This is a genomic window from Sphingobacterium sp. BIGb0165 (assembly GCF_024810095.1).
GTDB classification, from domain to species: Bacteria; Bacteroidota; Bacteroidia; order Sphingobacteriales; family Sphingobacteriaceae; genus Sphingobacterium; species Sphingobacterium detergens.
This window is the reverse complement of the sequence record NZ_JANUEB010000001.1, coordinates 853,732-868,935: the sequence shown is the minus strand read 5'-3', so window position 1 is coordinate 868,935 and position 15,204 is coordinate 853,732. Positions and strand designations below refer to the sequence as shown.

The 15,204-nt window shown below is 35.5% G+C and carries 12 protein-coding genes; 2 read left to right on the top strand and 10 right to left on the bottom strand.

Features of this window, described 5'->3' with window-relative positions; translation table 11 throughout:
• Positions 1–13: 13 nt before the first annotated feature.
• From M2408_RS03800 to M2408_RS03760, 9 genes are all read right to left on the bottom strand, one after another.
• Complete coding sequence (locus M2408_RS03800) at positions 14–253, bottom strand: hypothetical protein (protein WP_259179405.1); 240 nt, start codon at positions 251–253, stop codon at positions 14–16.
• A 103-nt stretch (positions 254–356) separates the two neighbouring features.
• Entirely contained in the window at positions 357–2,138 is a 1,782-nt protein-coding gene (locus tag M2408_RS03795) for a reverse transcriptase domain-containing protein (RefSeq protein ID WP_259179404.1), read from the bottom strand.
• Position 2,139: 1 nt separating this feature from the next.
• Positions 2,140–3,510, bottom strand: coding sequence for a BT4734/BF3469 family protein (locus M2408_RS03790; protein ID WP_259179403.1), 1,371 nt, complete (start codon positions 3,508–3,510; stop codon positions 2,140–2,142).
• Between the two features lie 11 nt (positions 3,511–3,521).
• On the bottom strand, positions 3,522–5,879 hold the full coding sequence (locus tag M2408_RS03785; RefSeq protein ID WP_259179400.1) for a hypothetical protein: 2,358 nt from the start codon (positions 5,877–5,879) through the stop codon (positions 3,522–3,524).
• 3 nt (positions 5,880–5,882) lie between these two features.
• Positions 5,883–8,645, bottom strand: coding sequence for a hypothetical protein (locus M2408_RS03780; RefSeq protein ID WP_259179397.1), 2,763 nt, complete (start codon positions 8,643–8,645; stop codon positions 5,883–5,885).
• A gap of 12 nt (positions 8,646–8,657) precedes the next feature.
• Entirely contained in the window at positions 8,658–9,314 is a 657-nt protein-coding gene (locus M2408_RS03775; RefSeq protein WP_259179396.1) for a hypothetical protein, read from the bottom strand.
• A gap of 74 nt (positions 9,315–9,388) precedes the next feature.
• Positions 9,389–9,577 carry a YbjQ family protein gene (locus M2408_RS03770; protein WP_259179394.1) on the bottom strand — a complete coding sequence of 63 codons (189 nt, stop codon included), beginning with the start codon at positions 9,575–9,577 and terminating at the stop codon, positions 9,389–9,391.
• Positions 9,578–9,993: 416 nt separating this feature from the next.
• Complete coding sequence (locus tag M2408_RS03765) at positions 9,994–10,305, bottom strand: HD domain-containing protein (protein ID WP_259179392.1); 312 nt, start codon at positions 10,303–10,305, stop codon at positions 9,994–9,996.
• Between the two features lie 40 nt (positions 10,306–10,345).
• The gene (locus M2408_RS03760; protein WP_259179389.1) at positions 10,346–10,537 is read right to left on the bottom strand and encodes an HD domain-containing protein; all 192 of its coding nucleotides are present in this window, start codon (positions 10,535–10,537) and stop codon (positions 10,346–10,348) included.
• Positions 10,538–11,034: 497 nt separating this feature from the next.
• Between M2408_RS03760 and M2408_RS03755 the strand changes: the two genes are divergently transcribed.
• Together M2408_RS03755 and M2408_RS03750 are read left to right on the top strand one after the other, a co-directional pair.
• On the top strand, positions 11,035–11,403 hold the full coding sequence (locus M2408_RS03755; RefSeq protein WP_259179387.1) for a response regulator: 369 nt from the start codon (positions 11,035–11,037) through the stop codon (positions 11,401–11,403).
• Positions 11,404–11,412: 9 nt separating this feature from the next.
• A complete protein-coding gene (locus M2408_RS03750; protein WP_259179386.1) occupies positions 11,413–14,496 on the top strand; it encodes a lantibiotic dehydratase in 3,084 nt (1,027 codons plus the stop codon).
• On the opposite strand, the gene M2408_RS03745 is transcribed toward M2408_RS03750, so the two are convergent.
• Positions 14,493–15,194, bottom strand: coding sequence for a LytTR family DNA-binding domain-containing protein (locus tag M2408_RS03745; RefSeq protein ID WP_259179385.1), 702 nt, complete (start codon positions 15,192–15,194; stop codon positions 14,493–14,495). The genes M2408_RS03750 and M2408_RS03745 overlap by 4 nt on opposite strands.
• Between the last annotated feature and the right edge of the window lie 10 nt (positions 15,195–15,204).

The window sequence follows — 15,204 nt, the reverse complement described above, 5'->3', positions numbered from 1 at the left end:
TGAAAAAATAATCTTATAATTGTTGGCCCGTAATCACCGATACGGGTGGCCCATATTCAAGCGATAGGCTTGGCCCGGAATAACCGATATACACATAGGGAAAAAACACAATTCTTTTTTCTTTCTTATAAACTTCTTTTGTTAAAAATACGGGCTTCCCAAATTCATCACAATAATGATAAACTTCAAACTCTAAAGTTTCTTCAGTCAAATTCTCTTGATTTGGTGTGTATGTAGTTTTTGAATTTTCCATCAATAATATTTTTTATTGGAATCAATTATATATAATTTCCTATAATTTAGAAATCACTAATAAATAAGCTATATAAAACTCTTCCTAACAGATTATGCATTTTTCACTTCTTTAAAGTATTATAATAATAGCTGTAAGGTTTCCCATAGTGTTTAATTTGAAAGCTTCTTTCTTCATCTTTGTCGGTTGTATCGTCTACTTTGGTAGTTTGGTCTTCTCTATATTTTTTCTCTATAAATTTCATTAGTTTATGAATTTTCAAGCTTCGACTGCGGTCTAAACTTTTCAATTGCCTTCGAGAATGAATATTATCATTCAATATTTTAAAACCTTTAGCCCATGACATTTCATTTGGATAGGACTTGTAGTTCCAGAGATCTACCCTTCCTACTGACATAGATACCATTCTTTTCTGAAGTGAACCTAAAATAGAAGAAGGAGAGCTCTTTCTCTTAACATTTTTAAGAATTCTTTTCATCTCTAACATCAAATCAGCCTGTTTTTTAAGCTCTTTTTTTAAAGTAGATCTGCGAATTCGAATATCTCCGAAATAGTTAATCTCTAGTCCTACAAAACCAACCCAAAATGTGTTTTTCGTGTCATCAGAAGTCCATTTATAGCATAGTTTTGATTTACTAGACCAAAATTCAACAAGATTCTTGAAGTCTGGCCCTACATGAGGGTGAACTACTAGCTTGTATTTTGTTAATGAATTAATATATGCACCATAACTTTTCTCGCAAATGTTTCTATCAGTACTCAAGATAATCATGTCATCGCAAAAACGTAGATATAATGAATTTTCATCTAGATGTTTAATTACCTTACAGTCCGCATCATGAAGTAATATATTTGCAATAAAACCTGACAAAGCTCCTCCTTGTGGAATCCCTATTCTTGTCTTATTTAGATCTTTATAAAAATCATTTTCTAGAAATTCCTTTTCAACCCAATCAAATCTCCCATTTTCAATCTTAAAATCTCTGAAATACTCCTGATTACTACTCAGAGAACGAACATCCTTATTAAAATTATATGATTTTAAATACTCTTTCAAAATATGCCTCAAAAGACGCAAGTCTTCTATTCCAAATTTTCTAAAGTACTTCTGTTTTACAAACTGATCGAATCTTTTGATCACAAAAGAATGATTAACAGTGTCAAAGAATTTACACATGTCACATTCTGCACCCCAAATTACTTTATCTGAGTGTTTTGTTCTAAAATCAATAATCTTCTTAAATGCATCAATATGATTTGGCGACCTATCTCCTTCTGGAAATTCCCTAACTGCTCTAAAAGCATATCCACAATCCTTAAATATCTCGTCAAAAATTTTAACTGCATATTTGTTCGCAATTGATAAAATAATTTTATCTGTTAAACTATAAATAGACAACGGTCGACATATTTTAAATCCATCATCCTCCTTTTTTAAAACGGGTATAACATTTGGCTTATTTAACAATATATCACCACTTTGAAAATGTTCGCAAATACTTGCTATATAAACATCTAATTTTTTCAAAAATTCTGATGAAGGTTCTCGCTTCTTATAATATTCAACAGTTAACTTCAAACTGATCAGGTTTCTTTCCGTTGATGTTTTTGGTAATCTATTTTTGTTATTTCTCAAGTTTGGATCAAGTTTCAACCACTTTCTTCTCGGAGGAAAAAGCGACATTAGAAATAGATCTTCTTTGTTTTCCTTACACTTTTCTCCTTTAATGTGATCAAAATAATAATGTTTCGCATTCCTCTTGAAAGCAACTTTACATCTAAGTTTACATAATATGTTAAAAATTGCTTCATAATTGTAGCACTCAGAGAATTGAAAAGAAGAGTGGGAAGTACCCGACAATTTATACTCAGCTAGTTTCGCCATCCTAAACATTGTTTGACTCAAAAACACTGTTAATACTTACGACTTGCCCCTCACTTAATTCGGAAGCCATCTTTGGTACTTCACCACTCCCTTTATAACCTTTCTTATAAGCGAGTTCAATTATTATATTAAAGGAATATCCTTCATAGTTATTTAAATATAGATGTTTTAAAAAAATTTCACAATGTCTATCATTATATTTACCTGGGTCCTGTTGGCTAAGTAGTTTAAAATACTTCACACCAATATCATAATCGAATGTTTCTACAATTGCCTTTCCAACTTTCTCCCATTCATTAAATGAGAATGTAATTGATAATTGATTTTTTGCTAAATACTTTATTATATTGTTAATCTTTCTTCGATTAGGGTCTACTCCTCTATCTTGGTAGCCTATTTTGTTAGCTAAGTACAAAATTGTTGCAAAAGAAAACTCCTCTCTAGTGTCTAAATACCTTGCTTTTAGAAAACTTTCACACTCGCCTTTATCATATTTTGTTGCATCCTGCATACTGATCGCCTGAAAATACTTAAATCCAATATTAAAAGTAAAACAACAAGCAATTGTTCTGGCGACAATCTCCCAATCGTTATATGAGGTTGTAATTGATAGATTTCGCTTCTTTAAAAACCGAATCATATTACTTATTTCTTTTCTGTGCCATGACCTGTTTCTATTTTTTGGATTACAGAGTATATCGGCCTCTACTATTAAATCTGCATTTGAAGTAATTTTTCTTTTGGGGGATTTTACTTTGACAGTTGGCATTAATATAATCGGAAACCTTTCAAAATTTCTATTGTATGAAAGCCTACTATCGTAAGAGAAAAAACATGTCCTAACCACATCCTTTCCCGAGTCGTCCAAAACTATTCCGTAAGTACTATAAAAATAGCTTTCCACTTCACTAAAAGCACTTTGATGAAAATAAGCCGCTTGTTCTAAAGGAAAATCTACTTTATATTCTAAATATACAAGTCCTTTTAATCCAAGATTGGACGGAGAACGCCAACAGGATATTACATACTTGTCATTGCGTAGTATATTCTCAATCCCTACAACTTGATCTTCACTATCTAAATCATCAATATCAAGTACGAGTAATCCCGTATAGCTATTGAGATTATTGGTACTTCTATTTAAATGAAACGTTGCAGCAAATGTTATTGCAGGTAAACTCTTCTTTTCTTCTTTATATGTTTTTTTATGGCCATTAGATAAGAGCGTTCTAAGTGCATCAATATCTTTCCTATATTTTCCTTGGTAAATATCTGTTAACACCTCTCTAACGGATATTTCTTTTACTAAATTGGCTTTTCTGCCCCGAACGCCCTCTTGGTAGAAAACAATAAATGATAAAGGATCAGTCATCGATTTTATCGCTAAGTAAAACGGTAAACTAAACTGTTTTCATTGATCTCTGAAATTATCTCTATAGCTTCCGAATGAGATAGGTGATGATGTTGAATTAGCATCAGATAAACGCTCGCATATTCATTATAGATATTTGTTGCAAATATCCCTGCATCATCTGTTCCAATGACAATTGGAGGTATACTTTCTCCCTCCTTTTTCCATTTAATCCAATTATATAAATGATATGTACTGAAATCTTTATGGATTCCAATACGTACATTACTTGTAGGAAGTGTTTCAATGATAATTTCCTTTTTATTCATATATTTCAGCAATGCTTTTTGCATAAGTTCTAACCCATAGTCGGAAAAAAACTCAATTGGATTTACACTTAGTACGACATCACGATTCTTCTTGATATCGTTTGTATGGTACATACTATGTATTTCCTCGGCTTGGATATACTTTCGTTTAAGACTTCCTGAGTAAGAATATTCATCTGAACTAAAATTTCCATGTAGACAATATGTACCTTCTTCCATATGTAAGGGACATGCGGCTCTTAATAACCAAGCTTGCTCTATAATTCCAATAGCATAGAATTTTTTGTATATATCGAGCACCAAACCTTGGATTTTAGTCACTAAATGCGGTAGTTGAGATTTCAGTTCTTCAATGTCTAATAAAACGATAAAATGATAAGCGAAAACTAAATCGTCTAAATAATCTCCTTTCCTTATATAAATTTGGTTACCAACTTCCTTACACCAAAGTTTTGTTGACAGACCAGAAGCTGTCGCATGCCCTATCCGATCTCCATTCTTTAATCCGCAAAATTCTATTGCTTCGTAAATTGCCCGTATACCGCTTAAAATATGATGAAAATCTTCGCCAGCATGAAATGTAAAGTGCTTTACTCCCGCTCTCCTAAGTATTCTGAATATGGGAGCAAATACCTCCGGAGGGGTATCAAACTCACTGGATGCTGCATCAATCCCAACAATAGAAACCCCTTCAGAGTTATTGTTTTTATCCAAATATAATTTCAAAACATGAGCTTGAGCAAGCAAACTTTTTCGGAGTTTCTCAAACCTGAATGTCCATGGAGTTGATGTATCTTCTTTGGTTTTTATAAAATGAACTATTAACTTTAAGATAGAATCTTTTGACAAGCCCTGTTTAAATTTAATAAACTTATCCCATCCTTCAGTAATGCTTTTCAATAGTAAGCGTAATTCTTTCTCATTGTTTTTAGGAGCAATCCTCCCTTCGATAAACTTTATATCATTTTCGTTATTGCCACTTAATTGGTGAAAACGTCTAAAGTATGTAGATTCACTAAATCTACGGATATCATTTAATGTTATCTTTTGAAATTGCTCAAACCCTTTTTGATGCCTTTGCTGCACTAATAATCTATTTGTTAATCCCAGAATTAAATTATAAAAGTGAAACATGGAAGATAATACATCATCCTTGCTTTTCTTTATTTCTTTTAATAAAAGAACGTACATCAAGCATTCTATTGAATGGGGATACCTATACTTTTTATCATGGCTATCGATATAATAAAGAAAAGGGTGAGAAACTTGATAATCATCAAAATAGTTAGTGCTCTCATCCAATATCTGATTTAGCAAATCTTCTTTACTTTCAAAAGTCAAAAGCAATTCAGAACGGTTACAATACATAAAAAAGTATTGTCGTAACCGACCAGCAATCTTTAATAAATGCGTGTATTTTCCTGGAGTCAATAGAAACGATTCTTGCTTCAGTTGCTCTAAAACCTTATCCTTGTTAATAAAAGATCTTTTTAATTCTCTATGAATTTTATTTGGCTGTGATAATAAATCTTGCCAAACTATATCTGTTTCAAGTGTGCCGTTTAAATGAATATGCAAATCATGAAGGCCTCCCCAATTTTTCGATTTGGCGTTTAATTGAATAATATTGGGTCTGAGCAAGCAAGTATTCTGGGTGTTAGATAAAATATATTTTTCAAAGAAAGATCTAACCAATGTCCAGTCATTATATTGGTTTTCCAAATAAGGCTCTAATTTATGAGCAATAAACACTAATGGAGAAATATGGCAAATACACTCTTGCCAATTGAAAAACTCCTCACTTCTAACAACAAGATTATGTCTTTCAATAGAAAGAAATCTATCCGCCATGTTAGGAATAGATACCAAAAAAAAATCTCCAATATGATTTACGCCTTTAAAAAGTTCCTCTTTTTCAAGTCTATAGTAATGGTCAGGCAGGTTACGATTTTCGTCTCTTTTCTTTAAAAAAGAATTCAATCCAATATGCTTTAAATCTGTAAATTCATTCGAGTAATATTTTTCTAAAGACTCGATATCATCAAAAAGATATTTTAACATAAATTATTTCGTAAAGTAACCTTCCTCTTTAAGATATTTCCTAAAATTTCTAATCTGTGTAGATGTTTTAAAGAGAGGTAGTCTCTCTCTAATAAATACATTATTAGAAGTGTTTTGAGACAAGTCAATATTTTTAAACAGTGTCATATCAAATTCATCGTCTTCTAACAGTTTAATAAGTTCCGCATACCTCAACTTACTAGCAAATGATCCATCAGTTTTCCAGTGATCAATATTGTTATCAGCTTTTTTTACTTTGGACTCATTAATTGATAATGAAACTTTAGTTAATAAATCATAAATATTGAATTCACTCATGATTAAGCCACTGCTTTCATAAAATTCGCTCAAACTGTTTATCAATCTCTCGTTAGAGTAATCCAAGTAAGCAAGAAGAATTGGACATTTCAAAATCCAACAAGAAAAAGGCAAACCATCTGTATAAACAAATCCTGCTTTCGCCCTACTCTCAATCACTTTCTTTAGATTTTCAATAAAAGTTCGTTCCGATCCAACTATATTACTATGATTTAAGTCAGAAATACCATAACTATTGGATGATAAATTTTCTCTTACCTCTTCTATTAAAACAGAATTCATGAAACTCAATACACACAAATGGAATAGTCTTCCTAAGTCTTCCTCTTTATGTGAATTCATCAAATTTGAAATACCAACATAAAAACGGGTAAAACTTTTTCCCAGTAAATGGATAGATAGTCGGTTATCTTTAAATTCCTCCATCCACTTAATAGTACTATCAGTTAATGCATCAATAGAAGTATCTTGATTCTCGGATGTGTCTGCAACTTCATCAATATCATCTAACTCATTTTCATTTTTAGGTATATTCCTCTCATTGGGGGCTTTCCCTTGTATAGAATAATACCTTATTTGTGACAATTCGGTGAAGGCAAGCTTTAAATTAATATTTCCATCTTTGGAAAGATCATACCTTTTTAGCAATTCTCCAATCGATGAGAGCAAAGTATATATAGAATAAAACAATTTGCTCTCTTTTGAATAAAGATAATCTCCAGCCAAACAAGGCATATATCCCAAAACTCTTTGAGCATCTGATACTGATATGTCGTTGAAAACTGAATCTAAACGCTGTTCTGTGTTTCGTTGCTTAGCTTTTGCTTTAAGACCTGGCAGATTGATTAAAGAGAAGAGATCACTTTGCTTACTATTCTTAGCGAAATGATAAATTTGAAGAGAGTTCATTATATCCCTTAATACCAAATCATTTAGCACCCCACTTTCTTTTATTAAACCTCTGTCAAGACTAATGTTATCCGAATAGTAATCAATTATATTCCTTAAGTAAGAAATGCGTACAAAATAGTCAAATATTAAAAACCTATATTTAATAATTGCATTCGAAAACAAAATATTAAGAGAAAATACCCCAGCATTTAAGCTGTTATCCGAAGACGTGGGACTTACCTGGTATAATTCTTTAATTTGTTTCTCTCGAACTAAGAGCTTAAGGATTTCTATATTTATAAACTTCGGAGAATTAGCAAGTAATTCAATATTAATATTTTTCTCATACAGATCTGCCAAGAGGACCGATGCTATATTTGCATTGTGATTCAACACAACATCGTCCGTATTAATAGCCTTAATAATTCTTTGTAGGAAATGTACTATAGTACGTAATGGTTGATTTAGTAAAAAATGTTTTTGACTTTCTAATTGGTAATCATTATTTATTCCTATCTGAGCAAATATCTTTTGAAGCGCTTTTTCCAAAGGAAGAAATTCACCCTCTTTATCAACTCCTAAATTAATATTCGGCTTTTTCGCGGAATTAATAGCACTATATACTGTTTCAAGTTGAAATCGATATTGAGGTTGCATTATTTTTAACAGATATTGGGACGTCAAATCTGTTACCATGTCATCATAATAGTAAATCCTACGACTATTTGAATTGGCTTCGTATTCTTTAGAAGCCTCGTAGCGAAGAATCTCCCCTCCAAAATTTTTCCACTTACTTTGTCTTATTAACGAATTGTACAATTTAAAATCACCACTTAAAACTGTAACGATCTTGCCCGTCGTAAAATATTTTCTTATCGTTTCAAGTACTGCATAACCTTTTGACGAATCAACATCGATATCATCGAAAAGAATTAAAAAAGCCTTTTTGTCTAAAATTTTAAGTGATTTAGCTAGAAACTTATTAAAATTCTTTCTTAAGTTTTGAGCTGCTCCTACCGCTCTCAGCTCATTTTCCATTACATACTCAGGATCTTGCCAAGAGAACTCGGAGTCCCGAGCAAGATGATCTATTGAAGGAAGACCAGCTGCTAAAGTGGTAACACTATTTTTCCAATCTTTTTCGGTTTCCCTAACATATTTATCAGGATTGCATCTTGAAGAAGTAAAGTGATTTTCGACTAAATCGCAAACTGCTGCTATTAGATTTAGAAAAACATGCCCTTTTTCCTCGATCAATGTGGGGTCAATTATATCTAAAACCTGTAATGCCTTATGTGTCTCTACTCCATCTTTTTTTTTATTTTCACATCCGAAATAATCTCTCAAACTCAATAGAAAGGAGGTCTTTCCACTTCCTCTGGTACCTAATAAAGTTATTGTGTTATGAGCATATTCAGATTCTAAATCATTAGAGACAAAATTCCCAATAGCTGATATTACGCCATCAAACTGATCCTGATGAATTATATTATTCCTTAGAAATTCCTTCGCATTAGTGCTTTCATTTAATATTATTGTAGATATTAATGCTGTCATTATTTATTGTTTTTAATTTTTAGATAAACATTGTTGAAATATCTCAGTATATAAACTCACTTTATAATCATATACAGGCGTTGTTGAGAGACTATTGAAATATAAACTTTTTTTATAGCCGATACTTTTGGACAGTGCAATATTAGCGGCACCTGAAGGAGACGGTAATATTGACATAGTGACTTCTCTACCAAAGATTTCTTTGGGGAGAATAACGGACTTGTTTTGCCTTATTTCCTTGGTCAGATTAAGTCCTAAAATATCTACATAAAATAAACGGAATGCATTATTTTTTCCAAAACCGCTAGTGCAGTAAATTTGTATTATCTTAGATTCTTTAATTTCGTTGACCAAACCATCATTAAGTTGAATGAATCGAAAGTCTCTATCTAAAGCGCTATTGGTTATCCTTTCACATTGAAGAACAGTATCACTGATGCCAATTTTTCTTTTTGATAGAAGTCTTTTGATATCATCTACCGAATAATCTTGAGGCAGGTCTTTCGGAAATATATCTCTAAAGATTTTCCAAAGGCTATTTCGATTTCCATAAAAAAACGGAAGCTTAAAAGAACTGACATCGTGAGGATGAATTGTTCCTAATATCAACTTTTCATCGGTCTCTATTATCGGATTTGATTTTATAAATTGATGGCTTGTAATTTTCATATCCTCTATCGCTTTAATTATTTATTACAAGTAGATAATTCTCGCAAAAACAATTGTGAACATCGACAAAACCTCTAGAAAATATTTTTAGATATTTCCTGCATCTTCTTTTCATAGCTGCTGGAACGGCCTCCAAAGAAGTCCACATAGCTCGCCCCTATATCCCTAAAGATAGTAGTACCGATAACTACATTGGCAGCTATTGGATCATAATATCGTGAAATCTCCCTCCCTTCAATGGAATTGGTTGTTGTTACTATCATGGCATTATACTTTTCAATCGGGCAAGGTTAATACCCAAGCCGAACACAGTTATTTATTTTGAACTAATATGTTTATCAATATTATCTACCTAGATGATTACATCGTATTTAAGGCTAAGATAGCTAGTCAAAAAAACTATAGCTTACGGGAAACCGTACAAGTATAAATAGCTTACGCTCTCTTCTTTATCTCTTACTTTAACAAATAGGTATTAGCTCAGGACGAAGATAGGTAACATAAAATGCGCTTACAATCCCAAGAGGCTCATTTCATCGGGTCAAATTGCGATTCTGTCGAATTTAAAAGTTATTTCTTTATAGGACTAGGCACTAGTGCTGTAGTACCTGTGGTCTATGGTACACTGGTGAAAATAGGCAGGGATAAGTTAAGATCTGACTCACCCGGAATATCTCCCTTAGCTGAAAGTCGAAATCGCACGGTTGCGAATCTCCGTAACATTCAATCCGGCCGCTTCCAATTTTTGTGATGCTTGCTGCTCTATTAAATCCTTTAATAGGATAAAAGTTTGGTCAAATTGGACATGTTTGCCGATCACAAAAGATAGATCATATTCGACTTCCTCCCAGGTAGCGATATCAGCATGGTTATGTTGTAACTGAACCTCTAATTTATCAATAGCGTTGGCCACCTTTGCTTCAAAAGTTTTCTTCTCTTCAAATTCATAAAAAAGATCATACAGCTCTTGCCCAGTACTTGTCGCAAGCATTTCCCTAATCCTAAGGATGGCCTTTTCTTCATTTTGCTGTTTAATCTTTTTGATCTCCGGATTGCGGCTCTATCAAAATAGCCATCAATGACATCCGCCAGGTATGCTCGGCAACACTTTCCTGACGTCCATTGGACAACCAGCTATGTCTTAGTTCGAACTTTAATTTCTCCGCCAACTTCAGCACGTCCATTATTGCTGATAATTGCTCCAACTTTATTTGATTGCTCATATGATATATAATTCAATTCTATTTCCATAACGATTTGTAAATCGTAGCGCTAACTTAATATTTTCTATGCGTGGATGACCTGGTTTTTCGATGAAAATACAATTCGTTACGATAAAAAAATGGACCTATATACCGATGTGGATTGTACTCGCGTATTTTTTTGTCGGACCGAGATTTATGTTCGTCCAGTCCATTTCCAATTCTATCGATATCTTTTTCTCTTTCTCTACGTAAAAAACACATTTGTATCAGATTCAAAACAAAATTATGGACTATATTGAAAATTTCACAGCTGAAGATTTTGCACTGGATGTACAGACAATAGCTGTTCTAGAACCAGTTTCGTTTACAAGCGCTGATGGAGATCAGGTAAGAGGGACGATCAGAACTGTAACATCATCAAGAATAATTTTATAGTAGGGTGCGTTGTGGAAGTGAACTGGTAGGCACTTTCACAACATTTTTTAATCCAGAATTTCATATTAGCCCCTGTTTATATGCCACACAACCTCAAATGTCTTATTATCGAAGACGAACCATTGGCAATAAAGAAAATAAGCGAATATATTCGGATGTTCCCTAGTTTTTCCATTACCGGTACGATTAGGGATATTGAGGATCCAGCCCGTTTTGCCATCGATCTGCGCGCTACGGATATTCTTTTCTTAGACTTGGTCGTCAGTGGAGGAATCATAGAGACTTTGGAGGAATATATTGCCGGAATACCATTTTTGATCGTTACCTCGGCGATCTCCAAAAGGGATTATCCTTCATTTGTAAAAGAGCGTAGCCACTATGCCCTCCAAAAACCGATATCGCCAGAGATGTTTCGAGAATGCATCGCTGAGCTGTTTAACATGTGTTGATCGTTGCCCATGACTGCGTTCACTAACGACGATTATTTCCTACTCCGCTCTCCCCTGTTGAATCTGGAACAAATTACTAAACTGATGGAGCTGTCGGATAGCGATGCGATCCTATCGCAACTACGTGATATCTATCAAGACCGCCGTCTGCGGGATGCCGTCTATCTGGCTAGTCCGGCTTTTCTGAACGAGGTAGATAAATGGTTGGTTGAGGATAATGAACCACAGCGTAAAGCCCTTAGTACGCTTTTTAAATATACGATCCGAATGGCCACCCGCAGCACGCCATTCGGGCTATTTGCAGGCGTTTCATTAGGAAGTATCGGCAAGGATAATGAGGCGAGGCTTGCGCTGACCAGAGACCTAACGGATCGGGCTATGCTGCGGCTAGATACCAAAAGTTTGATGGAGATAATTGAACTGATCTCACATGATCCCGAAATTATAAAAGCACTAAGTTATCATAGCAATGCGACAATTTATCGGCAGGGCAATTGGTATAAATACTATCAACAGACGGATGGTAAAAATACATTAAAACAGGTACGTACTACTCCGGTACTAGATCGGATATTGACATTAGTTAATCAAAGTCAGGGTAAGGTGAGCTATAACACGTTACTCACTTCGCTACAAGACTGTGGTGCCACAATGGAACAGGCTACTCAATATATTCATAAGCTGTTGCAGCTCGGGCTGATATCCTCTGAACTGCAGCTCGATGTAATTGGCGGGGTTTACCTTGAGCAGCTCATCCGGGTACTAAGCAAGGTGGAAACAAAGAATACGTATTTGCCAACAATGCTGTTGGTCGCAAAGGCTTTGCAGGGGAATACCCAATTACAACAGGCTAATGATCAGTTGGCGGAACAGCTTAAAACGCATTTTTCGACCTTGGATTTTCACAAGTTGATTCAGGGGGACTTGTTGCTCGGAATGGCGGAAAACCAGATACCGCGAGCGGTGGTTAACAGGTTGGAGAAGCAGTTCCAAAACTTATTGGTACTGAATGACCCTCGCCCAATGGCAGATTTTGAACGATTCAGCAGGGCTTTTGAGGAACGATATGGGGACCGTATGATTTCACTTTTGCATGCGCTCGATGTGGATGCCGGCATAGGTTATGGCAACAATGAAAGTACCTATCGCATGATGGATGAGATATTGGCTGATTTAAACGCTATCCATCCAATAGCTGGACCGGACAAACCGCATCGTTATCAGCAATTCGTCATGGAGAAATTCCTGGAGAGCGCAACGAACAATTTCTCGGAGATAAGTATTAATGATAATGACCTACAGGGTATTGGGACAGTGCCGGATCAGCTTATTCCGAAGTCTTTTTATGCTTTTGGGAATCTACTACAGAAGGAAACGGAGGCAGAAATGTTCTTTCATCTGGGAAATCTGGGTGGTTCATCATCTGGCAATCTGCTAGCCCGATTTGCTTATATGGATGCGAACCTATCCGCGGCATTGCATCAATCTGCCGCTAAGGAACAGGAATGCTATGGGACGACACAATTGGCGGAAATCGCTTATTTACCGGACGCTCGCCTTGGCAATATCCTACAGCGACCTGATATCCGTAGACTAACAATCCGCTTGACTGCAGGATCGAGCCCGGTCGAAAAGCAGGTTGCCCTCAATGATCTGTACATATTTGCAAAAGCTGGAAAATTGTACCTGTGGTCTAAAACTTTGAAACAGATTATTGAGCCGCGGTTGACCTCGGCCCATGATTTTTCCGATGGCATGAATTTGTACAAGTTTTTGTCGGATTTTCAATTTCAGCAGCATCGTCTGGATATTGCCTGGAACTGGGGTATATTGAAAGATCAGCCTCGACTACCGCGGGTGAGCTATAAAAATATTATACTCAGTCGTGAGCAATGGCGGCTTCCCAAGATCTTGACGCAGCACAAAACAGCCTCGGAAAAGAGATTGCTCCTAGCTGAAATCAGACAAAAGCATAGCTTGCCTGTCCATGTTGTCCTGACCAACGGCGACAATGAATTACTGCTTAATCTGGAAAATAGTCTCTGCATCGAGATACTATTCGAAGAGCTGGCCAAGAACAGCATTATCTTGACCGAAAACTTGCTTGACCATTATCAGTCGCCAGTCAAAGATCTCGCTGGGCAGTCTTATGCAAATGAACTGATCATCCCCTTCCATTCCACTGCAATAATACAACATGATCCTACCCCTCCGGCAGCGAGTGGGCTCAGACGAAATTTTCCTTTGGGGAGTAGCTGGCTGTACGCAAAAATCTTTTGCGGTCACAGCATGGCCGACAGCCTTTTAAGGGATTATATACCTGCAATAATCGCAACGCTCAAACAGGAAAAGATTGTGAAAAAGTGGTTTTTTATACGTTACGATGATCCCAGCCCACACATCAGATTCCGTGTGGAGCTGTTTGACCATCAGGCTTATCAACAAGTGATATCTTGTTTGAACGCTAATCTGAGCGATCTCTTAGAAAACGAACAGATAGCGACACTCTCCTATGATACCTATATACGTGAAATCGAACGGTATACTCCACTTTGCATGGAAAAAAGCGAAGAGTTATTCTATCTAGAAAGTGAACTAATCATACAAAAAATACAGTTATCCACAGAGATCAATGAACGATGGAAACTGGCCTTTGAATATATCGATTGTATCCTTGAAAATGCGGGATTTACATGGGCAGAAAAGCGGGATTTCTGCGAAAATATGTACGGCTTATACTTCAATGAATTTGGTAACGAGAAACAGATCTGGATACAGCTGAATGAAAAATTTAAGGTGCGAAAACATTGGTTTGACATGCTGGCTTTAAACGGTAAGCCGCTTACTTATCAGACAGATCTGAATCGGGTCCAAAGTGAAATATTCACTTTGATCAAGTCGAATGAACCCAAGTTGGGGCATGTACAAGCTGTTCAACCTCTGTTATCGAGTTATATTCACATGTTTGTGAACAGATTGTTTTTAAGCGATCAGCGTATGTATGAGCTTGCGATTTACCACTTTATGACGAACTTCTATCGGATGCAGATCGGTAGATATGGAGCGCATCAGTCTAAAGGCATTTATGCTTAACTAAGGCCCATTCTGGTAAATAACTGGCTACGATATTGCAATCCAATAGCTATTTCGGTACCGTCTTTGAGTATAACCTTACTCGCCTCTACTCCTTTGATATGGTTCAGATTAACAATATAAGAACGGTGCATACGGGCAAACATATCCCAGGGTAATGTCGTCTCCATCTCTTTCATGGTACAAAGCAGCGTTTGCATTCCTTCGGCTGAATAGATCTGAATGTAGTCGCCCCAGGCCTTTAGGTAATAGATATCATTGGCATCAATAAATATGGTCTTGTTTCGATCTTTCACCTTGATCGCTTTGCGCTCCCCTTGACCTCCCCGTGAAAACATAAGGGCTTTCTGAACTTTTTCGATGGCCTTCATTAAACGCTCCTCAGTAAGTAAGGGCTTTAAGATATAATCAATGACATCGAGTTCAAAACCATCAACAGCATACTCATAATGGGCGGTTATAAAGATCACAAAAGGTGGATGAGAGAGTCCTTTAAGGAATGCTACTCCGTCCATCTCAGGCATATCGATATCAGATAGGATAAGATCGATCTTATGCTGCTTCAATATTTCAATTGCTTGTGTTGGATTTTCATAAACGCCCACAACTTTAATGATACCAATCTTTTTGACTAGTTTTTCGAGGCGCATTCGAGCAATTGGTTCATCCTCTATAAGAATAGTATTTATGCTATACATAACAATTAAA